We start from the raw sequence: 22,916 nt of genomic DNA on the forward strand, positions 1-22,916 counted from the left end.
ATTTTCAAACGGTATTATATCCGGGCGAGCTAATCATTAGAGAGTCAACAGAATAAATCATTGTCAGTATTTAGGGTCTGTTGATCTTTGTTTATAATTTGAGCTATAGACTATTTTTCGCCAATACAAGGCAAAAGTTGTGAAGTTTAGTCATTCTAAACGAACGGCTTTTAACGCCGTAGTGGCGAAAAATAGTCATAGTCCTACGGATTGTGTTTAAAATGAGCACACTCGTCGTTGTAATCCTCATCAATAGTCCCACTATTGATTTCGGCTTACGCCTAGATTGTGCTCATTTTAAACGACAACTCAAAATATAAACAAAGATCAACAGACCCTAATAATACTCTAACGAATTAGGTTATTTTGGCAGAAAAAAGCGGGGATTGTAAGAGGAAATTCGTTAAAAAATAAGCGACTGAACTAAAAAAGATAAAAAGTGATTGACGAAAAATTTCAGACTCTTATAATGCACGCTACTTGTCGGCGAGTAGCGCAGCTTGGTAGCGCAACTGGTTTGGGACCAGTGGGTCGTAGGTTCAAATCCTATCTCGCCGACCACTTCTTTCTTCCCTTATTTATATATCCAACTAATGATGCAATAACCATGCGCCCTTAGCTCAGCTGGATAGAGCAACGGCCTTCTAAGCCGTAGGTCACAGGTTCGAATCCTGTAGGGCGTGCCATTTATCTATTTTTTTGAATCATCGTGTTTTGAATCAAGATGCGATTAGCTATTGCCGATCTCGTAATTTGACAAAAATAATATTATTGCTAGAATAAAAAATAAGCGGGCGTTCCCCAACGCTCGCTTATTAAGGTTATGATCTGCTACATTCGAGTAGGCGAACTACTTGTTAGTAGTAAGCAAAGCAGAATAACGATTAGATACATTATTAAACGTTTCATAACGGTTTCCTTGTCGATATAAATCACAAGGTCTGCAACTAGCCCCACTAGCTACCCACTGGTGGGGCTGTTTATTTGCAGACCCACCTATGCTTTAAGCACCTCAAAATTCTAGTATAATTTTCTTAATATCTTAATATGATTAAAAGTGCCATTATTCATGAACTTTCCGAAAATAAAGTCATAAATCGCTTGTTATCCGCTGATAATCGTGTTCTAATGCCCACAGCTAGACGAGGTTTATTTAAGTTCGATATTTCCTGCACTTCCTTAATACAAATTTTATTTTGTTTTCCTGAAAGTCTTTGAATACCAATCTCTATCTAAGTTCAAGTGTTAGCAAACAGCTTATTTTCAAGCAACTTTATTTAAAATTATTGATTAAGGATGACAGCATGTCTAAATTAACAGGCTCTGTAAAATGGTTCAACTCAACTAAAGGCTTCGGCTTCATTACTCCGTCAAACGGTGGTAAAGACTTATTCGTTCACTTCTCTGGTATCGTTGGTGACAACTATAGAACTTTAGAAGAAGGTGCGCGTGTAGAATTCAACGTACAAGATTCTCAACGCGGCCCAGCAGCTGTGGATGTTGTTGTACTGTAAAGTGCGGTTCGCCAAAGCATATGATTAAGCCTCCTTCGGGAGGTTTTTTATTGGGTCAATTTTAGGCTCTGTTATTCTTTATGAACTATATTGTGACATTCTCGTTAATACCTTGCTAGCTAATTGTTGTTTCAGAAAATAATCTGTGAGGTGAGTAACAATTTGACTCCGGATGATTTGTCTTACATGTGCTTCTTTGCCTAGAATCAAGGGTACTGATTGATTTTATGGACGTTTTCTATGGCAGATTCGCGCGCTTACTCTCTTAAAAAACTGAGTCTCTATCCTTTTGCAATGGCAAGACAGAGCAAGGTTATTCAGTTTTTACTCTCCATTCTTTTTGGTTTGGGCATGATGTATTGGTTGTCCGACCCCAGTTTTACCCAAACCCAGAACTTGGTATTGTTGTTACTTTTTTTGGCTATTGCACTATGGATTACTGAAGCCATCCCTCCGTTTTCTGTAGGGATATTGGTGATTGGCTATCTGGTGGTGGTGATGGGCACCGACGAAAACCAGCATGCGATGCGTTATGTACAAACCTGGTCTGACGGGGTGATTTGGCTTTTCTTGGGTGGTTTCTTTTTGGCGGAGGGAATGAAGAAAACCCGTTTAGATGAAGCGTTGCTGGGGATTTTATTGCCTAAATTTGGCAAGAAACCGGAATTTATCTTATTGGGGTTGATGCTGACCACGGCAGTTATTTCAATGTTAATGAGTAATACCGCAACGACTGCGATGATGATCGCAACGGTTAGCCCGATTTTTGCTTCGCTAGATAAAAAATCCAATTTTTCTCGCGCCCTGCTGCTGGGAATCCCAACGGCAGCTTCTATTGGCGGCATGGGAACAATCATCGGCTCGGCACCCAATGCGATTGCTGTTGGCGCTTTGGAAGCGGTTGGGATTAGTATTTCGTTTTTAGAGTGGATGGTCATCGGTGTACCGATTGCGTTGTTGCTGCTATATATTTTTTGGCGAATTTTGCTGCGCCGCTATCGTGTGGGACGTGAGGAGATGACGGTTCAATTTGCATTGCCAACCGTAGAGCATAGTGATCAATTGGGCAGTAAGGAGCTTCGACTGCAGAAAAACATTATGATGGTAGTGTTGGGCATAACACTATTCTTCTGGCTGACCTCTAAATGGTTTGGTATTCCGATTGCTGCGGTATCAGGCATTCCGATTGTCGCGCTTACTATGTTGGGTATCTTGGATGCCGATGATGTGCGGGCTTTGCCGTGGGACACCTTAATGTTGGTGGCTGGTGGTTTAGCACTGGGAATGGCGATTCAGGAGCAGGAGCTAGCGGCGCATTTTGTGGATAAGTTGAGTGGCGTACAAATTAATTTCTATTTGTTGATGTTGCTGTTTGGCTTTATTACCGTGTTGTTGTCTAATTTTATGAGTAATACTGCTGCAACGACTATTTTAGTGCCTATTGCGCTGTCTTTGATGAGCATTTCCAGTGGCGATTTCAGCCCGGCAACCTTACCCTTAATCATTGCATTAAGTGCTTCTTGTGCACTACTGCTACCGGTGTCGACGCCACCAAATGCGATTGCTTTTAGTACCGGTTTGATCAAGCAGTCTGAATTCAGGCTAGGTGGCGTCTCGATGGGGCTACTCGGACCTGTAAGCAGCATTGTGTGGGTGCTGGCAGTCACGTCAATATTGAATTAAAAGAATTAAAAGAATTAAAAGAATTAAAAGAATTAAAAGAATTAAAAGAATTAAAAGCTAAAACCGCACTTTGCCCAAATAATTATTCAAAAAAGCAAAGTGCGGTTTCTATGAAACTTAGGTGGAGCTCACTTCAGTCAGAATTAAGGTTTGTAGATAGTCTCTACGCCTTCTTCATCGTCTTCTGACCAGTCATCATCCCAATCGTCATCTTCGCTGTCGTCACTGTGGGCGGCGATTTGTTGTTGATGGTAGTCATCCCATTTAAATTTCACCTCTTCTGTTTCAGGTTCGGCTGAGAGCGTTTCGCGTGGATTATCCTCGATAAACTGCATAATATCACGGCACAGTGCCTGAACATTTTTGCCGGTAACGGCTGAAATCAGGTAGTAATCTTCCTGCCAGCCTACACGCTCGACAATTTCAGCGGCTCGTGCTTTTGTCTCTTCGTCGCTTAAGGTATCGATTTTATTGAACACCAGCCAGCGTGGTTTTTCAGCTAGCGCTTCACTATATTGATACAGTTCTGATTCAATAATGGCGATATTGTCCGCCGGATCGCTTTGATCGATCGGATTCAGATCGACCAAGTGAATTAACACGCGGCAGCGCTCCAAATGCTTCAGAAAACGAATCCCCAGGCCGGCACCGTCGGAAGCCCCTTCGATCAGACCGGGAATGTCAGCAATCACAAAACTGCGGTTAGCGTCCACTCTGGCGACGCCTAGGCTCGGTACCAGCGTGGTAAACGGATAATCCGCCACTTTTGGCTTGGCGGCAGAAACCGCGCGGATAAAGGTGGATTTACCGGCATTGGGTAGTCCCAACATGCCTACATCAGCCAGCAACATTAACTCCAGTTGTAAATCGCGTTTTTCGCCAGTCGTACCGTTCGTTTTTTGACGTGGTGCGCGATTGATCGAGGATTTGAAACGTGTATTGCCTAAACCGTGGTAACCACCTTTGGCTACTAACAATTTCATACCGTGTTGGGTGAGATCACCAACCGTTTCTTGGGTGTCGTGATCGATTGCCCGAGTACCGACCGGCACACGCAGCGTGATATCTTTGCCTCGATGTCCGGTGCAATTGGCGCTGCGTCCGTTCTCACCGCGCTCAGCGGCAAAACGTTTCTCGAAACGGTAATCGATTAGCGTATTTAGGTTTTCATCGGCAACTAAATATACATCACCACCATCACCGCCGTCGCCGCCGTCAGGGCCGCCTTTCGGCACATATTTTTCGCGGCGGAAGCTGACACAGCCGTTGCCGCCGTCGCCGGCTTCAATGCGAATTAACGCCTCATCAATAAATTTCATCTGTTTCTCCTGTTCGTCTGACTCTTTATCACGTTATTTCATTATGATTTCTTGGGACGACGAAATAAAAAAGTATGCCCGATTGCCGAGCACAGGGCACCGGTAACCACCACACAGGCACCGATATACGATAATAGGTTTAAATCCGGCAACGCAAAAGCGTGAGGTGCGGCCAGATAGGCGATTTCTGAAAATAAAATAGTAAACAGCGGAGTCAGCGTAATGATTGCGCTGACTTTAGACACTTCCCAACGGTTGATCGCTTCGGCATAACAGCCGTAAGCAACTAACGTATTTAAACAACAAAATGCCAAACAAAATAACTCTAGCAGCGGCAGACGGCTGACGCTACCAACCTCTGCCATCGGTGTGAACAATAGGGCGCTGCCGGTATAAAATATCAGTAAAATCTGTTGGGAATTGAAACGGCGCAGCATCAGTTTTTGGGCTAAACCATAGCCAACCCAAATCAGTGCAGCGGATAGGCTGAGTAACACACCTTTGGTGTAGGCGGTCATACTGGTCAGTAATTCTGCTAAGCGCTCGTTAAAAAACAACAGCAAGCCGATAACCAATAAAACTGCACCGATTTTTTGTGTCGGGCCAATCAATTCTTTTAAGAAAACCGCACTTGCTATCATCATTAAAAAGGGGGAGACTTGCGCGATCACTTGCGTCACTGCCGGATCCAAATAGCTTAACGAGGTGTTGAACAGTAAAAAATTGCCGCTGAGTGCAACGATACCAATAATCGTTAGCCAGCGAAAACGCGGGCTCAGCAACAATTTAGCCTGTGGCAATTTATCTAAAAATTTTAAAATGATCAGCAAGCCGACAGCAGCTACCGAAAAGCGGTACCAAACAATGGTGCTGCTGTCCATAAAACGTAAAATCGGTTTTAATGCCAACGGCACCATACCCCAGCAAATTGCTGTGGTTAAGGCAAACAAAAAACCACTGACTGATTTCTTCATCTTTTCCGTTGTGTCCAATTGTGTTGTATCAATCTTACCGCACTTTTTACCTAATAAAAATGCTAATAAAAAACCCCGCGCTATAAAAGTGCGGGGTTCTTCAACTCTGAAATTAAATTAGTCGGCGATAATACTGACGTATTTGCGATTTTTATCGCCTTTCACTTCAAATTTAACTTTACCGTTTGCTGTTGCAAACAGAGTATGATCGCGACCAAGTCCAACATTAGTGCCTGCGTGGAATTTAGTACCACGTTGACGAACAATAATGCTACCGGCTAATACTGATTCACCGCCAAAGCGTTTAACACCAAGACGTTTACTTTCAGAGTCACGACCGTTGCGAGTGGAACCACCAGCTTTCTTATGAGCCATTTTCGATCTCCTCTAAATTAGGCACTAATGCCAGTGATTTTCACTTCTGTGAACCACTGACGGTGACCTTGTTGTTTACGACTGTGTTTACGACGACGGAACTTAACGATTTTAATTTTATCGCCACGACCGTGTGCAACGACTTCAGCCACTACTTTACCGCCATCAACTAATGGGGCACCAATTTTTACATCTTCACCGTTGACGACCATCAACACTGAATCGAACTCAACCGTTTCACCAGTTGCTACTTCAAGTTTCTCTAAACGAACAACTTGACCTGCGCTCACTCTGTGTTGTTTACCGCCACTTTGGAAAACCGCGTACATAGAAAAAACTCCGCTAAAATATGTGCCGAATAAACGAATTGCCTGTTTATATCGTATGGCACAATCAAAATTCATATAAATAGGGTGCGGATTTTACGCAAAAAATTGCCTGATAGCAAGCAACTATTTTGGATAAGTTTAAAATATTTGATCCTTGTGCAGGATTGATTTTAGAAATTCGATAAATTCGGGTACAATGCGGCTTTCCGAAATAATTATTGACGTGGCAAGTTTGCAATCATGACAGGACATCAACCCTTCGATCTAAAAAAGATCCAGACACTTTGCGCTGAAGACATGCACGCTGTCAATGCGCTGATTTTGGCGCAGATGAATTCAGATGTAGTGCTGATCAATCAATTGGGACACTATATTATCAGCGGTGGCGGCAAACGCATTCGCCCGATGATCGCCATTTTGGCAGCGCGGGCGTTGGGGTATCAAGGTACGGCGCATATCACAGCAGCTACCTTTATCGAATTTATTCACACGGCAACGTTGTTGCATGATGATGTAGTGGATGAATCGGATATGCGCCGCGGCAAAGAGACCGCCAATGCGCTGTTCGGCAATGCGGCGAGTGTCTTGGTCGGCGATTTTATCTATACCCGTGCTTTTCAATTGATGACGTCCTTGGACTCGTTGAAGATCCTGAAGATCATGTCGGATGCGACCAATGTGATCGCCGAAGGGGAAGTGTTGCAACTGATGAATTGTAATGACCCTGACACCACCGAGCAAAGCTATATGCAGGTGATCTACAGCAAAACGGCGCGCCTGTTTGAAGCGGCAACGCAATGTGCTGCGATCGTCACCGAAGCGAATGAAAAGATTGAACAGGCGCTGGCTGATTACGGGCGTTATCTCGGCACTGCATTTCAATTGGTGGACGATGTGCTGGATTACAGCGCTGACCAACAGGCATTGGGCAAAAATATTGGTGATGATTTAGCCGAAGGCAAACCGACATTGCCGTTATTACATGCGATGCAACACGGTGATGCAGAACAACAAACGATGATTCGTAATGTGATTGAAAATGGCAGCGGACGCGATCAACTGCCGCAAGTGTTGGCAGCAATGCAACAACACGGCTCTTTAGACTATGCAATGCAAAAAGCACAGGACGAGGCACAAAAAGCGGTGGCCGCACTAGCTCCACTGCCCGAAAGCGATTATAAACAAGCACTGATTGCGTTGGCATATCTTTCTGTTGACCGCACTTACTAAGAAAAAATATGATGACTGAATTAGATTTAAACACTAAAAGTGCGGTCTGCGAAACGGCACCAACCACTGAACCGCACTTTGTATCTGTGCGTGCCAAACGGCGTAAACAAAAAGAGCAAGGTCCGTTTGTACGCCCTAACCTGGCATTGCCGAACGGACACAACAAACTGCTGTTGCACTCCTGCTGTGCGCCTTGCTCCGGCGAAGTGATGGAAGCGATTTTGGCCTCGGGCATTGAATTTACCATTTATTTTTACAACCCCAACATTCATCCGCTGAAAGAGTATTTGATCCGCAAAGAGGAAAATATCCGCTTCGCCGAAAAATTTAATATTCCGTTTATTGACGCCGATTATGATCGCCAAAACTGGTTCGATCGCGCCAAAGGCATGGAAGACGAGCCGGAACGCGGCATTCGCTGCACCATGTGTTTTGATATGCGTTTTGAAAAAGCAGCGGAATATGCCCATGAAAACGGTTTTCCGGTGTTCACCAGCTGTCTGGGAATTTCCCGTTGGAAAGATATGCAGCAAATCAACGGTTGCGGTCACCGCGCGGCGGAAAAATATGATGATGTGGAATATTGGGACTACAATTGGCGTAAAGGCGGTGGCTCGCAACGCATGATCGAGATCAGCAAGCGTGAACGTTTTTACCAACAAGAATATTGCGGCTGCGTCTATTCGTTGCGTGATACCAACAAATGGCGTGAAGCGACAGGTAGGCAAAAAATTGAAATTGGCAAACTGTATTATTCAGTTGATGAGAGTACAGCCTAAGTCACAGTAAAAATAGACAATTGCTTTACCTCAACAAATAAAGGTCGTAAACTAGCCAAATCTTGAGCCTTTTTCAAAAGAACTGTGCGGCAAGAACATTACTTTATTATTCATTTAGAGGATTAATCCATGAAACGTTTTTATCAATTTTTTACTTTCGTATTTGTTGCATTGGCGGTTGTCGCTTGTGGTGACAAAAATGCTGATTTAAAGGCAGATTTGCAAGCTTTTGACGCAGCAACCGAACAAAACGGTAATTTAGCTGAAATTCAAAAATTCCAAACCGAGCTGATGAGTGCGGCAACACCGGAAGATCAAGCGGTAATCTTCAACAAAATTGCAGATAAATATAAAGAAATCAAAGCCAGTGTTGAAGGTTTAAAAATCAAAACGGCTGAAGCCAAAGCGTTACAAGGCAAATTTACTTCTGGTTTTGATGATTTCATCAAATTAATGACAGACTCAGCCACTTACGTTGTCACCCCACCAACCGCAGAGCAGCAACAAGCGCTGGTGACCTTACAACAACAAGCAACGACTAAATTGCTGGAAGCGGCACAAGGTATCCAAACCTTGAAAGAACAAGTTGAGAAAAAATAAGTTTCTCTAATATATTAACAGCCCGCAATGCGGGCTTTTTTGTAAGAACGATTGATTTGATACAAAGATGAAAAAAATAAAATATCAATTGCGCCAATGGCGTATTGCATTAGGCAAATGGATCCTAGACAAAACTAAACCTATGCCTGATAACATCGAGCTAAAAAGCGTACTGTTCCTGCGTCAAGACGGAAAAATTGGCGATTATATTGTTAGCTCTTTTGTTTTTCGTGAGCTGAAAAAATATAATCCAGCAATAAAAATTGGCGTAGTTTGTAGCGATGATACTTTTTTTTCCCGTAATACTTATATCGATAAAATTTATCGAGTGAAGAAGAAAAATATTCTAGATTATATTCGCATCGCTTTGCAGATAAGAAAAGAAAAATATGATGTATTAATCGATCCAACTGTTTTCTTACGCAACCGAGATTTATTATTAATTCGTTTAATTAATGCTAAGATCAATCTCGGTTATCAAAAACAACACTATCAGTTGTTTAATTTAAACATGAATACTTCCGGCCAGCATTTTGCTGAAGTTTATGCTAATGCGCTGCATTTATTGGGAATTGAACAGATTAATCAACAGTATGATATTCCTTGTGATATTCAAAGTGAAAAAAATATCAGTGAATTTCTTCGGCAATATAATACAAGGCCATTTATTGCTATCAATTGTTTTGGCGCTGCCAGTTCAAGAAAACTAAATCTCAGCAATATAATCGCATTATTAGAGTATCTAACCGCACTTTGCCCACAAAAAATGATAGCATTATTGACCTATCCACAAGTCACTGCGCAATTGCAGTCTATTGCTGCGCAATATGATAATGTTATTATTTATCAAAATACAAAAACGATTTTTGATTCCATTGCAATTATTCGACAGGTTGAATGGGTTATCTCCCCTGATACTTCAATTGTGCATATTGCCAGTGGATTAAATAAAAAACTCATTGCCTTTTATCAAGATAAACAAAAAGATCCGATTAATTTTGCCCATTGGCATCCAAATAATCAGGCGGAAACACATATCTTGTTTTATCCGGATAATATTAATCAAATTCACCTTACTGATATTTCCGCAGATTGGTTCAAATAGGTAGGAGATGATGATGAAAAAAATCTTAGTAGTTAGAAATGATAAATTGGGTGATTTTATGTTGGCGTGGCCGAGTTTCGCCATGTTAAAAAAATCTATTCCGAATAGCCAAATTATCGCACTTGTGCCTGCATATACCGCTGATTTGGCTCGGCTTTGTCCTTCTATCGACCAAGTGATTATTGATGCGGGGAAGAATGGTAATAAAGCGGCGCAAGCGCAAACTTTACAAGCCATTCGTGAAAAGCAGTTTGATGCGGTGATTAATTTGTTCTCAGATCGTTACAATGCGGTGCTGATGTGGAAGGCGAGAATTCCTTACCGTTTAGCTCCGGCAACGAAAATTATCCAATTTTTATATAATAAGCGGATTAAGCAGCGCCGTTCGCAATCATTAAAACCAGAATATCAATATAATCTTGATTTAATTCGCGCTTTTTTACAAGATCAAGGTATTAGTGCATGTGAAGTACAAGCACCTTATCTGACCTTTTCCACACAGGAGTTTGCGCAACAAAAGCAAAAATTAGTGGATTTACTGGGTTTACAGCAAGATAAAAAATGGATTTTTGTGCACGCAGGCAGTGGCGGTTCGGCTAATAATTTAAATTTATTGCAATATGCTGAGATTGTTCAAGGATTAGTTCAACAATTACCTTGCCAAATTATCTTAACCGCAGGACCGGGAGAACAAGAAAAAGCTGAACAACTGGCAAATTTAACTCAACTTAGCACGGAACGAGTAAAAATTTATGCCAAAAATGATGGTTTAGTGGATTTTGCCCGCACTTTGGCTTGCGCGGATCTGTTTATTGCCGGTTCCACCGGACCGTTGCATTTAACTGCAGCCTTGAACGGTTTAACGGTCGGCTTTTTTCCAAGCAAGCGTTCGGCAAAAGCATTGCGCTGGCAACCGGTGAATCAAGCCGAGCGCCATTTGGCATTTACGCCGACTAGCAGTCGTGCCGAAGCCGATGAAATGCAATCCATTCAGCCTCAAGAGGTGGTTGCAGCAATCATTCCGTTTGTACACCAACATTGGCAACAGGATTAATTTTTTGTTTTAGTCTGGGAGCGAATCCATAAATCGGCATATTTGATGAAAGTCGAATGTGCCGATAATACCGCCAATAAAAAGCCCTGTTTGCCGTCTAAAAATCCCCGTTTGAGCAGATACATTTTAATAAAACAGCTGATGGCGTGGATAACACCTTGTGATAAGCTGGCCTGTTTTCCTGCTTTCTGTCGTTGTTCTGCCCAAGCTTGAGCATAAAAAGCGGATTTTGTTAGATAATGATGCAAATTTTCATAGGTGTAATGCCGCAAATCGCCCGATAATTTTTCAATCTGAAAACCGACAGGTTCGATCACTTTTTCATGTACTAACGAATTGTTATATTGTGTTGTCGAAGTGCGGTATAAACGCAAAACCCAATCCGGATACCAGCCCGAATGACGGATTTCACGCCCGAAGACTTCGCTGCAACGTCCTATTTGATATAATGTATTCGGTTTATCCGCAGTTACAGTCTGCTGAATAGCTCGCTGTAATTCAGGGGTGATACGTTCATCGGCATCCAACCATAACACATAATCACTTGCTACATATTGCTGTGCCAATTGGCGTTGTTTGCCGAAGCCTTGCCAATTAAGGTTCTGATAAAATTTATCGGTATAACGGCGGGCAATCATTTCGGTTTGATCCTGGCTGCCGGAATCTAAAATCACAATCTCGTCGACCCAACCTTTCACGGTATCCAAACAGGCGGCAAGGTGTTTTTCTTCATTTTTGACAATCAACGCAACGGCAAGAGTGGGTTTTAACATGGGAAATCCTTTATCTCAGATAGTTTGCCGTATTTTAACAGAAGTTGGGAATAGGGTATAATCCCTGCTAACTTTCTCAAAGGAAAAATAATCGTTATGCTTCACTACCTTTATAGCGTTTTATTGTATCTGGTTCAGCCTTTAGTACTACTTTATAATCTTTATCGCAGCCTGAAATCCCCAGCATATCGGCAGCGGTTACCTGAACGCTATGGCATTTACAGCAGGAAAAATGTTGCGCCACAGCCGAATGGGGTGTTGATTCATGCGGCGTCCGTTGGCGAAGTGATGGCGGCGCAGCCGTTGGTGAATACGATTTTGGCTGAATATCCACAGTTGGCGCTGACGATCACCACGGTGACACCGACCGGTTCGGAACGGGTCAAATCGGCCTTTGGCAATCGCGTGACACACATCTATCTTCCTTATGACACCCCGACTGCTATGGCACGCTTTATACGTTTTGTGCAGCCGAAGCTCTGTATTGTGATGGAAACCGAATTGTGGCCGAACTTTATTGGTCAGTTAGCAAAACGTAATATTCCGTTAGTGATTGCCAATGCTCGCTTATCGGCTCGCTCGGCAACGCGTTACGCCAAATTGAAAAAAATTGTGCACCGGATGTTGTCGCAAATTACACATATTGCCGCGCAGGACAGCATTAGTGCCAGCCGGTATCTGGGTTTGGATTATGACAAATCACGTCTGAGTGTGATGGGCAATCTAAAGTATGATTTAAGTCTCAGTGCGGTATTACAGCAACAAATCGCAGAACTACGCCAAACATGGCTGCCAAGCAAGCGTCCGGTGTGGATTGCCGCCAGTACCCATCAGGGAGAAGATGAAATTATCTTGCAAGCGCACCGCACTTTGCTGCAACGTTACCCTGATTTATTGTTGCTGCTGGTGCCACGCCACCCGGAACGTTTTCAAGCCGTATATGACCTGATTGAGAAATCGGGGCTAAGTGCGGTACGGCGTTCGGCGCAGCAAGTACCGGGTGCAGAAACGCAAGTGATGTTGATTGATTCAATGGGCGAGCTGATGTTGATGTACGGCATCAGCGATATCGCTTTTGTCGGTGGCAGCTTATTGCCGATTGGCGGACACAATCCGCTGGAGCCGTTGGCGTTTAAACTGCCGGTAATCTCTGGTAAACACACTTTTAATTTTCCGGAGGTGTTCAGCGCTTTGCGAACGGTGAACGGTGTGATTGAAATCGAGAGTCAAAGCCAGGCGTTGGTGGAACAAGTCGATGGGTTACTGTCAACGCCAACACTGGCACAACGCTATGGCGAAGCAGGCTATCAGGTATTAATGGAAAATCGCGGCGCACTGGATCGTTTGATGTTATTATTGCGCCCTTATCTTGAGAAATAGGATGTTGAAGATGCAAACCACCGTGATCTACCCCGGCACATTTGACCCGATTACCAATGGACATTTGGATATCATTGAACGCAGTGCGTTGCTGTTCCCGAAAATTATCGTGGCGGTGGCGGCCAGCCCCAGTAAAAAGCCGTTGTTTGAGCTGGAACAGCGGATTGAACTGGTGCAGCAATCATGCCGACACTTGGCGAATATCGAAGTGATCGGTTTTTCCGGTTTACTGGCCGAGGTGATTAAGCAATATCAGGTCAAGGCGATTATTCGCGGCGTGCGGGCAGTGGCGGATTTTGAATATGAGCTGCAACTGTCACACTTGAACCGCTTGCTGACCCATGGTGTGGAAAGCCTGTTTTTTCCACCGTCCGATCGTTGGTCATATGTTTCCTCGACCATGATCCGTGAAATCAGTTTACACGGCGGCGATACCCAAGCCCTTGTGCCACAAGTGGTATACCAGGCGTTGCAGCAAAAACACGCCAAACATCAACAGACCTTAGACGTGAAAGCTTAAAAGTGATAACCGGTGAGCAGCTGTTGCCAATTTTGTTCGTTGAATTGAATCTGCATTCTGCCGATTTCTTTGAGAAAAGAGCGGTGCAGCCGTGCCAAGTTATCGGCTTTCCAATTATCACCACTGAGAAAATCACACTTATCAAAATCAATCAGCCAAAATTTGTGCTGCCCCTGTTGCTGTTGTAACAAAATATTGTGCGCATTTAAATCACGGTGGCAGACTTGCAGATCGTGCATCTGCCGAATCAAGCCACCAATTTCCTGCCACTGTGGCTCACTCAGGGTTTGTTGCTGTAAAAGTGCGGTCAAATCCTGTGCGTTTTCGATTTTCTGCAACAAAATATCTGCTTGGTAACCGATGGTTTTTTTGATCACCCGTGCCGCAATCGGCTGTGGCACCGGTAATCCGGCTTTGTGCAGTCGGCGCAGCATTTCGAATTCGGTAAAGCTGCGGCTGTTTTTCAATGCACAATCAAAATAGCGGTCACGGTTGAATTTTGCCGACCAGCCGCCGCGGTAGTAGTGGCGCAGCGCCAGATTTTTGCCGATATCCAAATCATCGGCCTGCAGAAACCAAGTGATTCCACGCCCTTTGGCTTGCCCGATCACTCGTTGCTGCTGCTGCCAATATTCAATATCAAACAGTTGTTCAGGCGCCAGTGCGGTGTCGCTATTCAGGAGAAAGTATTGGTTGCCGTGTTGAATGTAAGCCATCGTATTGTCCGCAGATTAACATGGTAATTTTTCGATTTTACTTTAGAATAAATCAAATCCCAACCAAAAATCCTTTAATTATGCAGAAAGTTATTTCAAAACAACCGCTTTTTACCGAAGCTCCTGAAAAAATTTGTATCTTGCGCCTCTCGGCGATTGGTGATGTGTGCAATGCGATTGCCATGGTGCAACAGATCCAACGCCACTATCCAAGCACGGAAATCACCTGGATTGTCGGCAAAACCGAAGCGCAGCTGGTGTCGGTGTTGCCGAAGGTGAAAACCGTGGTGTTTGATAAAAAGTGCGGTTGGCGTGCTGTATTGGCGATTTGGAAGCAATTGAAAAATCAGCGTTTTGATGCCTTGCTGAATATGCAGACCGCACTTCGAGCCTCGGTGTTATCGCTAGGGATTAAAGCTAAGTATAAAATTGGATTTGCGAAAAAACGGGCACGTGAAGGGCAGTGGTTGTTCACCAACCGCACCATCAGCGAGCCGCAAAATCCCCATGTTTTGGACGGATTTTTGGCGTTTGCGCAAGCCATCGGCGTGCCGCCCAGCCCGCCTCGTTGGGATATTCCACTGACGGCGGCAGATCGGGAGTATGCCCGCAGTCTGATTGATCCGAGCCGAAAAAATCTGCTGATTTGCCCTTGTTCCAGTAAAGCAGAAAAAGATTGGACGGTCGAGGGGTATGTGGCGGTGGCTCGTTATGCTGCTGAGCAGAACATCAACGTCATTCTTGCGGGGTCGCCTGCACCACGCGAAGTGGCGATGGCAGCTGAAATTGCACAAAAGTGCGGTATTGCGTTGACTAATGTGGTCGGTAAAACCTCGCTGTTACAGCTAGTGGCGTTGATCAGTCAAGTGGATTTGCTGATTTCGCCGGATTCCGGTCCGGCGCATATGGCAACCACGCAAGGCACACCGGTGATTGGATTATATGCGGTGCACAATCCGCTGCGCACCGCACCGTATAACAATCTGGCCAATGTAGTGTCGGTGTATGAACAAAATATTCAGGCGCAATATGGCAAACCCTCGGCGGAACTGCCTTGGGCGACCCGCGCCAAAGGCAAAGATTTGATGCAACAGATTCAGACGCAACAGGTGATTGCGCAGGTTGAGCGAGTGCTTGCCGCACACAAAAATAAGCGATAAATCTATTTGTGGTTTTGCTCTGCCAATGGTTACAAACCCGAAGATATCATTTGCAAGTGCTGGCTATTGAGTTACATCACCAGTTGTTCGGCAAGGCAGCCATAAACCACAGCTAAGCGCTCACAGGTTTTTTGTTGTGGTTTAGAGCCTTTTTTTTCCGCTTGGGAAATGGCGGATTGGGTTAAGCCAGTTTGTTCAGCAACAGTATATTGCGACAATCCACGAAATTGCCGCCAGGCAGCAAGCAAACTAATATTTTGCTCAAACATAATATTCATTACTTCGTGTGGAATGGTCACATCATCATTTGAGCTTGCTTGATAAGGCACCTCCTCCCAGTTGCTTTCATTGTCATCATCTAAGGTTGCGATTTGCTTATAGTTTTGTAATTTTTGATATTCTTCAATTGGCAACACGACAAATAAATTCTTGCCGCTATTGTCTTGGATATATTGTAATTTCATAAATCCCCCTAATTATAGGTTTGATCTGTTCTACGCTTGATTGCTTTAATGCTGATAATTCGGGGTTCACCGTTCACTACGTCAAAAATCACGCGATACTTACCCACTCTTATGCGGTACTGATTTTCCAACCCTTGTAGCTTTTTTATATCGAGTGAAAGCAGCGGAAACTCAGCAAGTTCAGCGACGCTGTCTTTAATGGCTTTTACATAACGAGTGTCTATTTTCAACAGTTGTTTAACTGCCTTCATTGTCCATTCGATACGATTCATCATTTCCTCTGATGATTAGTATTTCATAATTAGATAATAAGATTTCTTGTGTTTTACGTCAAGCATGATTTTTGTTGCTTGCAATAGGTTCTCATGCTACCTGACATCGTGGACAATAAAAACTATTCCGTTGCCCGATAACCGCACTTTCGATTTTGGTGCCGCAAGTCGGGCAAGGTTCACCGACTTTACCATACACATACAGCTGTTGTGCAAAATAGCCGGGGCGACCGTCCGGTTGCACAAAGTCCTTTAACGATGTGCCGCCTTGACGGATTGCGTCTTTTAATACCTGTTTCACCTGTTCGACCAGTTTATAGCATTGTGTGCGCGTTAATTGGCTTGGGGGAGTAAGCGGGTGAATGCCGCATAAAAACAGGGTTTCGTTGGCGTAAATATTGCCGACACCGACCACCACCGCATTGTTCATCACAAACGATTTGACCGGGGTATTTTTATTGCGGCTTTTTTGCCAAAAATAATCGGCATTAAACTCCTCGGACAGCGGTTCGGGGCCGAGCTTGGCGAACAGCGGAAAATCGGCTAAGGTTTCCGTCCATAGCCAAGCGCCGAAACGGCGTGGATCGTTATAGCGCAAAATCTTACCGTTGGTAAAAATAAACTCTAGATGATCGTGTTTATCCTGCACTGCACTTTCATCATCTATATCCACAATCCGTAACGATCCCGACATCCCTAGATGTCCGACAATATAACCCTGTTCGGTTTCTAAAATCAGATATTTGGCGCGTCGCTGCAAGCCGGTGATACGCACGTTGTAAAACTCGCTGAGTTCGGGGCTGACTTCCCAACGCAATTTGCTGCGGTGGACACGGATTTGCTCGATTTGTTGCCCCAATACAAACGGTGCGATGCCGCGTAGGGTTGTTTCGACTTCAGGTAATTCAGGCATGATTGCTCTCTGTTTGCTTTGCGTGTTGATAACGGTATAACGCATTCTATCCAATTTTAAAGTGGCTTTCAGCACTTGTTTAAATAGGCAAGAGTGGTATAGTTTGCTTTTTATTTTTAAACTTAAAAATTATGTTAGACATTGTATTATATCAGCCGGAAATTCCGCAAAACAGCGGTAATATCATCCGTTTATGCGCCAACTGCGGCTTTCGTTTACACCTGATCGAGCCGCTGGGTTTCGCTTGGGACGACAAAAAACTACGTCGTTCGGGCTTGGATTACCACGAATTTGCCGAAATTAAAAAATACCCGTCATTTGAAGAGTTTTTGCAGCAAGCCAAACCGACACGGTTGTTTGCGTTAACCACCAAAGGCGGGCCGAACCATGCCGAAGTGTGCTATCAGTTGGGCGACTTTTTGATGTTCGGGCCGGAAACCCGGGGTATTCCAAAGCCGATTTTAGACAGCCTGCCGTTGGCACAAAAAATCCGTTTGCCGATGGTGGCGAACAGCCGCAGCATGAATTTGTCCAATGCGGTGGCGGTGACGGTATATGAAGCCTGGCGGCAGTTGGGTTTTGCCAATGCGGTTAATCCGAATATCAACCTATAAAAAAGTGGCTTAATATGGAACAACTTATTCAAGGATTCTTGGTTTCCGGTAGTTTGATTGTGGCAATCGGCGCACAAAATGCATTTGTGCTGAAGCAAGGCTTACTGCAACGGCATATTTTCTGGGTGTCGCTCACCTGTTTTGTGTGTGATTTTATCTTGATCTGCATCGGTGTGATGGGATTTGGCAGCTTAATCGGGCAAAGCCCAATGGCAACACTGGCGTTGGCGGTGGTTGGCGCGCTATTTTTATTGGTTTACGGCGTACGAGCCTTTCGCAGTGCCTATCAAGGCAACAGCGGTTTAAGCCTTGATCAAACGGGATCATCGTCGCAAAGTGCGCTCAAAACCGTGTTGATTACCTTGGGCTTAACCCTGCTCAATCCGCATGTTTACCTCGACACCGTAGTGATTATCGGCGGCATCGCCTCGACCCTGCTGTTTGAACAAAAATTGCAATTTCTACTCGGCGCGGTGTTTGCCTCCGCTTTATGGTTTTTTGGCTTAGGCTACGGCGCCAGACTGCTGATTCCGCTGTTCAAACGTCCAGCCACTTGGCGTGTGTTGGATTTTGTTATCGGCTGTATTATGTGGCTGATTGCGTTCAGCTTGGCGCGTTATGCGTTTGGGTTGTTGGCGTAATCGCTGAAAAGTGCGGTTTCAACCGCACTTTGACTCAACAAAATGAATTAAATATTCCGAAATTCGTATTCCGACTGCTCACCGCAATCGTCAAAATACTGATCCATTTCAAATGAGGGTTTAGTTTTTTGCTGTTGGGCGATGATTTTGGCGGGCACACCGGCGGCAGTGGCGTATTCCGGCACAGGTTGCAGCACCACCGAGCCGGCGCCGATTTTGGCGAAGCGCCCTACTTCGATATTGCCAAGAATTTTCGCTCCGGCACCGATCATCACGCCTTCGCGCACTTTCGGGTGGCGGTCGCCGCACTCTTTGCCGGTTCCGCCGAGGGTGACCCCTTGCAAAATCGAAACATCATCTTCGATCACCGCCGTTTCGCCGACCACAATGCCGGTGGCATGGTCGAGCATAATCCCTTTGCCGATGCGTGCCGCAGGGTGAATATCGACATCAAACGCCACTGAAATTTGATTTTGCAGATAAATTGCCAAGGCTTTTCTACCGCTTTTCCACAGATAGTGGGTGATGCGGTAACTTTGCAACGCATGATAGCCTTTCAAATACAGCAACGGCGTGGAGAACATCTGCACCGCCGGATCGCGTTCGCGCACGGCGAGCAAGTCGCTGGCGGCATAGGCGATCAGGTCGGGGTGATTTTGGTAAGCCTCTTCGATAATCTCTTTCAGCGCAATCGCCGGCATAATCGGATTTGAGAGCTTGTTGGCTAAAATATAGCTCAGTGCCAAGCCGAGATCGTAGTGTTTCAAAATGGTGGCATGGAAAAAACTGGCCAACATCGGTTCGTTGTCCACCAATTCTTTGGCTTCATTGCGGATCGATAGCCATAAATCCAACAGTTTTTGCGGAGACATTTCGGTCATAATTCTCACTCTTTGCTATATTCTTCTTTGCGTTCACGCCCCAACAGCGCCAATGCCGCATCACGCGCATCTTTACCACAGAACAGTACTTGATAAATCTGTTCGGTGATCGGCATTTCGATCCCTTGCCGTTGTGCTAACAAATGCGCCTCTTTGGTGTTGTAAAACCCTTCGACTACTTGTCCGATATTATCCAACGCTTGCTGGGCGCTGAAACCTTGCCCCAACATCAAGCCAAAGCGGCGGTTACGCGACTGATTATCGGTGCAGGTCAGCACCAAATCACCTAAGCCCGCCATGCCCATAAAGGTTTCCGGCTGTGCGCCCAATGATAACCCTAAGCGGGTGATTTCGGCAATGCCGCGAGTGATAAGTGCGGTACGCGCATTGGCACCGAAGCCCATGCCGTCGGAAATGCCGGCACCGATGGCGATCACGTTTTTAACCGCGCCGCCCAGTTGCACCCCGATCATGTCGTTGTTGATATACACTCGAAAATTTTTGCTGCAATGAATCCGGGTTTGAACCTCGCGTGCAAATTGGACATTATCGGAAGCCAACGCAATCGCAGTTGGCAAGCCGTTTGCCAGCTCTTTGGCAAAGGTTGGGCCGGACAGCACCGCCAGCGGATAGTGGCTGCCGAGCTGTTCTTTGATCACCGTTTGCAATAATCGTCCGCTATCCCTTTCTAATCCTTTAGTCGCCCAAATCAAGCGGCTGTCATCTCTCAGCAATGGCTTTATCTGAGCAATCACATCGCCGAATACATGGCTGGGCACCACCAGTAAAATATCGCGCGATGCCTGAATTGCTTTGCGTAAGCTAGGTTCGATAATCAAGGAATCGGGAAAGGTAATATCTGGCAAGAATTGGCTATTTTGCCGTTCATCCGCTAAACGTTGCAGATGATGTTGATCGTGTCCCCACAGATAAGTCGGGTAGCCGTTGCGCGAAAACGCAATGGCTAATGAAGTGCCGAACGAACCGGCACCAAGCACGGTGATTGGGGTATTGGTCAGAGCGGTGGTCATATTCTTTCCTTGGTTAGCTTTTTTATTTTTAACGTTTATTTTATGGTTATTTATGTTATCTAAAAAAAAGGAAAATTTGATGGGTCCAGTGTATCGACTTCACTACGTAATATCCGTAATAAAATAATTTGTGTTTCAGTACGATAAAAATATAAATTGTAACGTTGATAAGGAAACATCAGTAGATTGGGTTTAATATCATTTCTGGCTGTTCCAAGTACCATATTAAAATCGCACAGTATGTTTAGTGTATGAACTAATCCGTTTTTAAATTTTTGGTTTGTTTCAGCAGAGAAATAGCGTCGCCCATATTCAGCAATTTCATTGAGATCTTGAAGGACAGCATTGGAACGAACAAGCTGGCGTTTATTCATGAAAAATAGCATCCAGATCAGCTTCCATATTTTCCCACTGTTCAAACCGGCTTTCTTCTGCCTGCTCGATTAGCGCGCGCAGTTTTATACGTTGCATTTCAACGGATTGAATTTGTGCAAGATAATCTTGTTTAGTCGTTGCTTGGATTGGGATTGGTTTTACAGACAAGGTCATTATTTAGTCCTCTCGCATATAGTATTTCTATGTAATATCATACATACGCTAAAAGTGCTATGCAATAATTTTGCAACAAGTGGGAAAGTTATAAAACAAAATCGCAGACAATTGCCTGCGATTTTTGTATGTTGAGAGAAATTAATGCTTAGTGCGTTGTTTCGGTGGCTGGTTCCGCAGCTTCTTGCTGTGCTTGCAGTTGTTGCATAAACAGTGCATCAAAATTGACCGGAGACAGGTTCAACGCTGGGAAGGTGCCACGGTTGACCAAGCTGGAGATCAGTTCACGTGCATACGGGAACAGCATGTTCGGGCATTGTGCGGTCAGGCAGTGCGCCAGCTGAACGCCTTCCAAGCCTAATACGGTGAATACGCCGGCTTGTTTGACTTCACAGATAAAAGCGATGTCGTTGCTGTCTTCCAAGGTGGTTTCGACGGTCAGATTTAAACAAACTTCGTATAAGCCTTCAGCCAGTTCAACGGTTTCGGTGTTTAAATCGAATTTCAACTGTGGTTTCCACTCTTGTTGGAAAATAGTCGGCAGATTCGGTGCTTCGAAAGAGACGTCTTTGACATAAATTCGTTGGATTTGCAGTGTCGGTTGTACGGCTTCTTCGTTATTTACTGCATCTTGTGTGTTTTCATCAGCCATTGTCAGCTCCCTGATTTGAAATTTTAAGAATAAAGGAAATTAGTGTTTCACCAGTGGTAAATTGGCGCCACGCCAGCCACCGATGCCTTCTTTCAGGCTATAAACCTGAGCAAAACCTTGTTTGTGCAGCTGATTTGCCAAGGCTTCAGAGCCTAATCCACTGGCATCGACCACAATCACCGGAACCGCTTTATGTTTTTCCAAAATGCTGGCGGTACGGTTTTTAATCTCACTTGGTAATGCTTGCACGCTGCCGATGATGTGTCCGCGTTTGAATTCGTCGTTGCTGCGAACATCAACCACCACGCCGTGTTCTTTGTTGATCAGTTGCGTCAACTGCATATTGTTGATCACTTTGACTGCAGAGGTTGCCGATTTGGCAAAGGTGACGATCACCCCGATGAAAACCACGACCCAAGCCACGACCATGATTGTGTGATTGCCCGCAAATTCGACAGCCTTAGGGATAAAATCTTCCATTTAAATCTTAGTCCGTAAAAATAAATTAATGAATAGGTAAGCGGTAAGTATAACCGCTCTTGCCTGCTTTAACCAAATAAAACTAGGCAAGACTGTACAAATATTGTCAAATCGCACTCAACGGATACAAAAAACCGCACTTTGACCGATGAGATCAGCAAGTGCGGTTAGCATTACGCTATTTGGTTAAATTACAGATAGTATTTTTTAACCACTTTTAAGTTGTCATCCAATTGGTACACTAACGGCTGACCGGTTGGGATCTCCAGATCCATAATATCCGCATCAGAAATACCTTCAATGTGTTTTGCCAACGCACGCAAGGAGTTGCCGTGTGCAGTGACTAAAACGCGTTGACCGCTCAATAACGCAGGGGCGATTTGATCTTCCCAGAATGGCAACACGCGCTCTAAAGTCACTTTCAGGTTTTCACCGTCCGGCACTACATCGCTTGGCAAATGGGCATAACGGCGGTCATTGTGAGCCGAATTTGGATCGTCTTGTGATAATAATGGTGGCAAAGTGTCATACGAACGGCGCCAGATGTGAACTTGTTCGTCACCGTATTTTTCTGCGGTAGCTTTTTTATCCAGCCCTTGCAATTCCCCGTAGTGACGTTCGTTCAAACGCCAGTTTTTGACTTGTGGAATCCACAATTGATCGGCTTCTTCCAACACGATATTACAGGTTTTGATGGCACGGGTTAACACGGAAGTGAATGCGATGTCGAATTCGAAACCGGCTGCTTTCAATTTTTGTCCGGCAGATTTGGCTTCTTCGATGCCACGTTCGGTCAGGTTGACATCACGCCAGCCGGTGAATAAGTTTTTGGCATTCCACTCACTGAAACCGTGACGAATGAATACTAATTCCATAAAAAAGTTCTCCTGTTATAGGGTCTGTTGATC

At 44.6% G+C, this 22,916-nt stretch carries 28 protein-coding genes and 2 tRNA genes; 14 read left to right on the forward strand and 16 right to left on the reverse strand.

Annotation, left to right across the window (positions count from 1 at the left end):
* The first annotated feature begins 484 nt into the window (after positions 1–484).
* From FHQ30_RS05445 to FHQ30_RS05460, 4 genes are all read left to right on the forward strand, one after another.
* A tRNA-Pro gene (locus FHQ30_RS05445) sits at positions 485–561 on the forward strand.
* Positions 562–609: 48 nt separating this feature from the next.
* Positions 610–686: transfer RNA gene (locus FHQ30_RS05450), tRNA-Arg, on the forward strand.
* Between the two features lie 618 nt (positions 687–1,304).
* Positions 1,305–1,514: a transcription antiterminator/RNA stability regulator CspE gene (gene cspE / locus FHQ30_RS05455; protein ID WP_132968085.1), complete on the forward strand. Its 210-nt coding sequence runs from the start codon at positions 1,305–1,307 to the stop codon at positions 1,512–1,514.
* 351 nt (positions 1,515–1,865) lie between these two features.
* Positions 1,866–3,197 carry an SLC13 family permease gene (locus FHQ30_RS05460; RefSeq protein ID WP_442805633.1) on the forward strand — a complete coding sequence of 444 codons (1,332 nt, stop codon included), beginning with the start codon at positions 1,866–1,868 and terminating at the stop codon, positions 3,195–3,197.
* A 143-nt stretch (positions 3,198–3,340) separates the two neighbouring features.
* On the opposite strand, the gene cgtA is transcribed toward FHQ30_RS05460, so the two are convergent.
* The 4 genes from cgtA to rplU form a co-directional block, all read right to left on the reverse strand.
* Entirely contained in the window at positions 3,341–4,516 is a 1,176-nt protein-coding gene (gene cgtA / locus FHQ30_RS05470; protein ID WP_139610350.1) for an Obg family GTPase CgtA, read from the reverse strand.
* Positions 4,517–4,557: 41 nt separating this feature from the next.
* A complete protein-coding gene (locus FHQ30_RS05475; protein ID WP_139610351.1) occupies positions 4,558–5,490 on the reverse strand; it encodes a DMT family transporter in 933 nt (310 codons plus the stop codon).
* Positions 5,491–5,607: 117 nt separating this feature from the next.
* Positions 5,608–5,865: a 50S ribosomal protein L27 gene (rpmA, locus tag FHQ30_RS05480; protein WP_132968089.1), complete on the reverse strand. Its 258-nt coding sequence runs from the start codon at positions 5,863–5,865 to the stop codon at positions 5,608–5,610.
* Between the two features lie 17 nt (positions 5,866–5,882).
* Positions 5,883–6,194: a 50S ribosomal protein L21 gene (rplU, locus tag FHQ30_RS05485; RefSeq protein WP_132968090.1), complete on the reverse strand. Its 312-nt coding sequence runs from the start codon at positions 6,192–6,194 to the stop codon at positions 5,883–5,885.
* A 240-nt stretch (positions 6,195–6,434) separates the two neighbouring features.
* On the opposite strand from rplU, the gene ispB reads away from it, so the two are divergent.
* The 5 genes from ispB to FHQ30_RS05510 all read left to right on the forward strand — a co-directional run bounded on the left by ispB (position 6,435) and on the right by FHQ30_RS05510 (position 10,962).
* On the forward strand, positions 6,435–7,424 hold the full coding sequence (gene ispB / locus FHQ30_RS05490) for an octaprenyl diphosphate synthase (protein ID WP_139610352.1): 990 nt from the start codon (positions 6,435–6,437) through the stop codon (positions 7,422–7,424).
* 8 nt (positions 7,425–7,432) lie between these two features.
* Complete coding sequence (locus FHQ30_RS05495) at positions 7,433–8,203, forward strand: epoxyqueuosine reductase QueH (RefSeq protein WP_416069061.1); 771 nt, start codon at positions 7,433–7,435, stop codon at positions 8,201–8,203.
* 129 nt (positions 8,204–8,332) lie between these two features.
* The gene (locus FHQ30_RS05500; RefSeq protein ID WP_139609398.1) at positions 8,333–8,803 is read left to right on the forward strand and encodes a PM1805 family lipoprotein; all 471 of its coding nucleotides are present in this window, start codon (positions 8,333–8,335) and stop codon (positions 8,801–8,803) included.
* 67 nt (positions 8,804–8,870) lie between these two features.
* Positions 8,871–9,908: a glycosyltransferase family 9 protein gene (locus FHQ30_RS05505; RefSeq protein ID WP_139610353.1), complete on the forward strand. Its 1,038-nt coding sequence runs from the start codon at positions 8,871–8,873 to the stop codon at positions 9,906–9,908.
* Positions 9,909–9,921: 13 nt separating this feature from the next.
* Positions 9,922–10,962 carry a glycosyltransferase family 9 protein gene (locus FHQ30_RS05510; protein ID WP_139610354.1) on the forward strand — a complete coding sequence of 347 codons (1,041 nt, stop codon included), beginning with the start codon at positions 9,922–9,924 and terminating at the stop codon, positions 10,960–10,962.
* Here the strand turns inward: FHQ30_RS05510 and FHQ30_RS05515 are convergent.
* Complete coding sequence (locus FHQ30_RS05515; RefSeq protein WP_139610355.1) at positions 10,959–11,735, reverse strand: glycosyltransferase family 2 protein; 777 nt, start codon at positions 11,733–11,735, stop codon at positions 10,959–10,961. The two genes, FHQ30_RS05510 and FHQ30_RS05515, sit on opposite strands and share 4 nt — an antisense overlap.
* 96 nt (positions 11,736–11,831) lie before the next feature.
* On the opposite strand from FHQ30_RS05515, the gene waaA reads away from it, so the two are divergent.
* Together waaA and coaD are read left to right on the forward strand one after the other, a co-directional pair.
* A complete protein-coding gene (gene waaA, locus FHQ30_RS05520; RefSeq protein ID WP_139610356.1) occupies positions 11,832–13,115 on the forward strand; it encodes a lipid IV(A) 3-deoxy-D-manno-octulosonic acid transferase in 1,284 nt (427 codons plus the stop codon).
* Between the two features lie 10 nt (positions 13,116–13,125).
* Entirely contained in the window at positions 13,126–13,635 is a 510-nt protein-coding gene (gene coaD / locus FHQ30_RS05525) for a pantetheine-phosphate adenylyltransferase (protein WP_132968097.1), read from the forward strand.
* Here the strand turns inward: coaD and FHQ30_RS05530 are convergent.
* A complete protein-coding gene (locus FHQ30_RS05530) occupies positions 13,632–14,351 on the reverse strand; it encodes a 3-deoxy-D-manno-octulosonic acid kinase (protein WP_139610357.1) in 720 nt (239 codons plus the stop codon). The two genes, coaD and FHQ30_RS05530, sit on opposite strands and share 4 nt — an antisense overlap.
* Positions 14,352–14,431: 80 nt before the next feature.
* Between FHQ30_RS05530 and FHQ30_RS05535 the strand changes: the two genes are divergently transcribed.
* Complete coding sequence (locus FHQ30_RS05535) at positions 14,432–15,511, forward strand: glycosyltransferase family 9 protein (RefSeq protein ID WP_139610358.1); 1,080 nt, start codon at positions 14,432–14,434, stop codon at positions 15,509–15,511.
* Positions 15,512–15,582: 71 nt separating this feature from the next.
* Here the strand turns inward: FHQ30_RS05535 and FHQ30_RS05540 are convergent, their stop codons facing one another.
* The 3 genes from FHQ30_RS05540 to mutM form a co-directional block, all read right to left on the reverse strand.
* Positions 15,583–15,975 (reverse strand): transcriptional regulator, encoded by a 393-nt coding sequence (locus FHQ30_RS05540; RefSeq protein ID WP_139610359.1) that lies wholly within the window; start codon positions 15,973–15,975, stop codon positions 15,583–15,585.
* A gap of 8 nt (positions 15,976–15,983) precedes the next feature.
* Positions 15,984–16,247 (reverse strand): type II toxin-antitoxin system RelE family toxin, encoded by a 264-nt coding sequence (locus FHQ30_RS05545; protein WP_139610360.1) that lies wholly within the window; start codon positions 16,245–16,247, stop codon positions 15,984–15,986.
* Between the two features lie 91 nt (positions 16,248–16,338).
* Positions 16,339–17,160: a bifunctional DNA-formamidopyrimidine glycosylase/DNA-(apurinic or apyrimidinic site) lyase gene (gene mutM / locus FHQ30_RS05550; RefSeq protein WP_139610361.1), complete on the reverse strand. Its 822-nt coding sequence runs from the start codon at positions 17,158–17,160 to the stop codon at positions 16,339–16,341.
* 131 nt (positions 17,161–17,291) lie between these two features.
* Here mutM and trmL point away from each other — a divergent pair, with 131 nt between their 5' ends.
* Together trmL and FHQ30_RS05560 are read left to right on the forward strand one after the other, a co-directional pair.
* Positions 17,292–17,774: a tRNA (uridine(34)/cytosine(34)/5-carboxymethylaminomethyluridine(34)-2'-O)-methyltransferase TrmL gene (trmL, locus tag FHQ30_RS05555; protein WP_139610362.1), complete on the forward strand. Its 483-nt coding sequence runs from the start codon at positions 17,292–17,294 to the stop codon at positions 17,772–17,774.
* Between the two features lie 14 nt (positions 17,775–17,788).
* Positions 17,789–18,415 carry a LysE/ArgO family amino acid transporter gene (locus tag FHQ30_RS05560; RefSeq protein WP_139610363.1) on the forward strand — a complete coding sequence of 209 codons (627 nt, stop codon included), beginning with the start codon at positions 17,789–17,791 and terminating at the stop codon, positions 18,413–18,415.
* Between the two features lie 47 nt (positions 18,416–18,462).
* Here FHQ30_RS05560 and cysE read toward each other — a convergent pair whose 3' ends face one another.
* The 7 genes from cysE to FHQ30_RS05595 all read right to left on the reverse strand — a co-directional run bounded on the left by cysE (position 18,463) and on the right by FHQ30_RS05595 (position 22,883).
* On the reverse strand, positions 18,463–19,287 hold the full coding sequence (gene cysE, locus FHQ30_RS05565; protein ID WP_139610367.1) for a serine O-acetyltransferase: 825 nt from the start codon (positions 19,285–19,287) through the stop codon (positions 18,463–18,465).
* A gap of 14 nt (positions 19,288–19,301) precedes the next feature.
* Positions 19,302–20,327: an NAD(P)H-dependent glycerol-3-phosphate dehydrogenase gene (gene gpsA / locus FHQ30_RS05570; RefSeq protein ID WP_139610364.1), complete on the reverse strand. Its 1,026-nt coding sequence runs from the start codon at positions 20,325–20,327 to the stop codon at positions 19,302–19,304.
* A gap of 59 nt (positions 20,328–20,386) precedes the next feature.
* Positions 20,387–20,701: a type II toxin-antitoxin system RelE/ParE family toxin gene (locus FHQ30_RS05575; protein ID WP_157330417.1), complete on the reverse strand. Its 315-nt coding sequence runs from the start codon at positions 20,699–20,701 to the stop codon at positions 20,387–20,389.
* Positions 20,694–20,876 (reverse strand): hypothetical protein, encoded by a 183-nt coding sequence (locus tag FHQ30_RS05580; RefSeq protein WP_132968106.1) that lies wholly within the window; start codon positions 20,874–20,876, stop codon positions 20,694–20,696. The genes FHQ30_RS05575 and FHQ30_RS05580 overlap by 8 nt, the downstream gene beginning before the upstream one ends.
* 148 nt (positions 20,877–21,024) lie before the next feature.
* Entirely contained in the window at positions 21,025–21,528 is a 504-nt protein-coding gene (gene secB / locus FHQ30_RS05585; RefSeq protein WP_139610365.1) for a protein-export chaperone SecB, read from the reverse strand.
* 39 nt (positions 21,529–21,567) lie between these two features.
* Positions 21,568–22,008 carry a rhodanese-like domain-containing protein gene (locus FHQ30_RS05590; RefSeq protein WP_132968108.1) on the reverse strand — a complete coding sequence of 147 codons (441 nt, stop codon included), beginning with the start codon at positions 22,006–22,008 and terminating at the stop codon, positions 21,568–21,570.
* A 191-nt stretch (positions 22,009–22,199) separates the two neighbouring features.
* Entirely contained in the window at positions 22,200–22,883 is a 684-nt protein-coding gene (locus FHQ30_RS05595; protein ID WP_139610366.1) for a 2,3-diphosphoglycerate-dependent phosphoglycerate mutase, read from the reverse strand.
* Positions 22,884–22,916: the final 33 nt, after the last annotated feature.

It is taken from the genome of Testudinibacter sp. 'clade 2', assembly GCF_006227735.1.
Classification (GTDB): Bacteria; Pseudomonadota; Gammaproteobacteria; order Enterobacterales; family Pasteurellaceae; genus Chelonobacter.

Bases quoted from the DNA above. Each gene is read 5' to 3' on its own strand.
- mutM (WP_139610361.1), bottom strand. From the start codon at position 17,160: ATGCCTGAATTACCTGAAGTCGAAACAACCCTACGCGGCATCGCACCG.
- FHQ30_RS05460 (WP_442805633.1), top strand. From the start codon at position 1,866: ATGATGTATTGGTTGTCCGACCCCAGTTTTACCCAAACCCAGAACTTG.
- FHQ30_RS05580 (WP_132968106.1), bottom strand. From the start codon at position 20,876: ATGACCTTGTCTGTAAAACCAATCCCAATCCAAGCAACGACTAAACAA.
- FHQ30_RS05495 (WP_416069061.1), top strand. From the start codon at position 7,433: ATGATGACTGAATTAGATTTAAACACTAAAAGTGCGGTCTGCGAAACG.
- rplU (WP_132968090.1), bottom strand. From the start codon at position 6,194: ATGTACGCGGTTTTCCAAAGTGGCGGTAAACAACACAGAGTGAGCGCA.
- FHQ30_RS05505 (WP_139610353.1), top strand. From the start codon at position 8,871: ATGAAAAAAATAAAATATCAATTGCGCCAATGGCGTATTGCATTAGGC.
- cysE (WP_139610367.1), bottom strand. From the start codon at position 19,287: ATGTCTCCGCAAAAACTGTTGGATTTATGGCTATCGATCCGCAATGAA.
- FHQ30_RS05595 (WP_139610366.1), bottom strand. From the start codon at position 22,883: ATGGAATTAGTATTCATTCGTCACGGTTTCAGTGAGTGGAATGCCAAA.
- FHQ30_RS05530 (WP_139610357.1), bottom strand. From the start codon at position 14,351: ATGGCTTACATTCAACACGGCAACCAATACTTTCTCCTGAATAGCGAC.
- FHQ30_RS05590 (WP_132968108.1), bottom strand. From the start codon at position 22,008: ATGGAAGATTTTATCCCTAAGGCTGTCGAATTTGCGGGCAATCACACA.
- FHQ30_RS05515 (WP_139610355.1), bottom strand. From the start codon at position 11,735: ATGTTAAAACCCACTCTTGCCGTTGCGTTGATTGTCAAAAATGAAGAA.
- waaA (WP_139610356.1), top strand. From the start codon at position 11,832: ATGCTTCACTACCTTTATAGCGTTTTATTGTATCTGGTTCAGCCTTTA.
- rpmA (WP_132968089.1), bottom strand. From the start codon at position 5,865: ATGGCTCATAAGAAAGCTGGTGGTTCCACTCGCAACGGTCGTGACTCT.
- FHQ30_RS05560 (WP_139610363.1), top strand. From the start codon at position 17,789: ATGGAACAACTTATTCAAGGATTCTTGGTTTCCGGTAGTTTGATTGTG.
- FHQ30_RS05475 (WP_139610351.1), bottom strand. From the start codon at position 5,490: ATGAAGAAATCAGTCAGTGGTTTTTTGTTTGCCTTAACCACAGCAATT.
- FHQ30_RS05545 (WP_139610360.1), bottom strand. From the start codon at position 16,247: ATGAATCGTATCGAATGGACAATGAAGGCAGTTAAACAACTGTTGAAA.
- trmL (WP_139610362.1), top strand. From the start codon at position 17,292: ATGTTAGACATTGTATTATATCAGCCGGAAATTCCGCAAAACAGCGGT.
- coaD (WP_132968097.1), top strand. From the start codon at position 13,126: ATGCAAACCACCGTGATCTACCCCGGCACATTTGACCCGATTACCAAT.
- secB (WP_139610365.1), bottom strand. From the start codon at position 21,528: ATGGCTGATGAAAACACACAAGATGCAGTAAATAACGAAGAAGCCGTA.
- FHQ30_RS05540 (WP_139610359.1), bottom strand. From the start codon at position 15,975: ATGAAATTACAATATATCCAAGACAATAGCGGCAAGAATTTATTTGTC.
- FHQ30_RS05575 (WP_157330417.1), bottom strand. From the start codon at position 20,701: ATGAATAAACGCCAGCTTGTTCGTTCCAATGCTGTCCTTCAAGATCTC.
- cspE (WP_132968085.1), top strand. From the start codon at position 1,305: ATGTCTAAATTAACAGGCTCTGTAAAATGGTTCAACTCAACTAAAGGC.
- FHQ30_RS05510 (WP_139610354.1), top strand. From the start codon at position 9,922: ATGAAAAAAATCTTAGTAGTTAGAAATGATAAATTGGGTGATTTTATG.
- ispB (WP_139610352.1), top strand. From the start codon at position 6,435: ATGACAGGACATCAACCCTTCGATCTAAAAAAGATCCAGACACTTTGC.
- FHQ30_RS05535 (WP_139610358.1), top strand. From the start codon at position 14,432: ATGCAGAAAGTTATTTCAAAACAACCGCTTTTTACCGAAGCTCCTGAA.
- gpsA (WP_139610364.1), bottom strand. From the start codon at position 20,327: ATGACCACCGCTCTGACCAATACCCCAATCACCGTGCTTGGTGCCGGT.
- cgtA (WP_139610350.1), bottom strand. From the start codon at position 4,516: ATGAAATTTATTGATGAGGCGTTAATTCGCATTGAAGCCGGCGACGGC.
- FHQ30_RS05500 (WP_139609398.1), top strand. From the start codon at position 8,333: ATGAAACGTTTTTATCAATTTTTTACTTTCGTATTTGTTGCATTGGCG.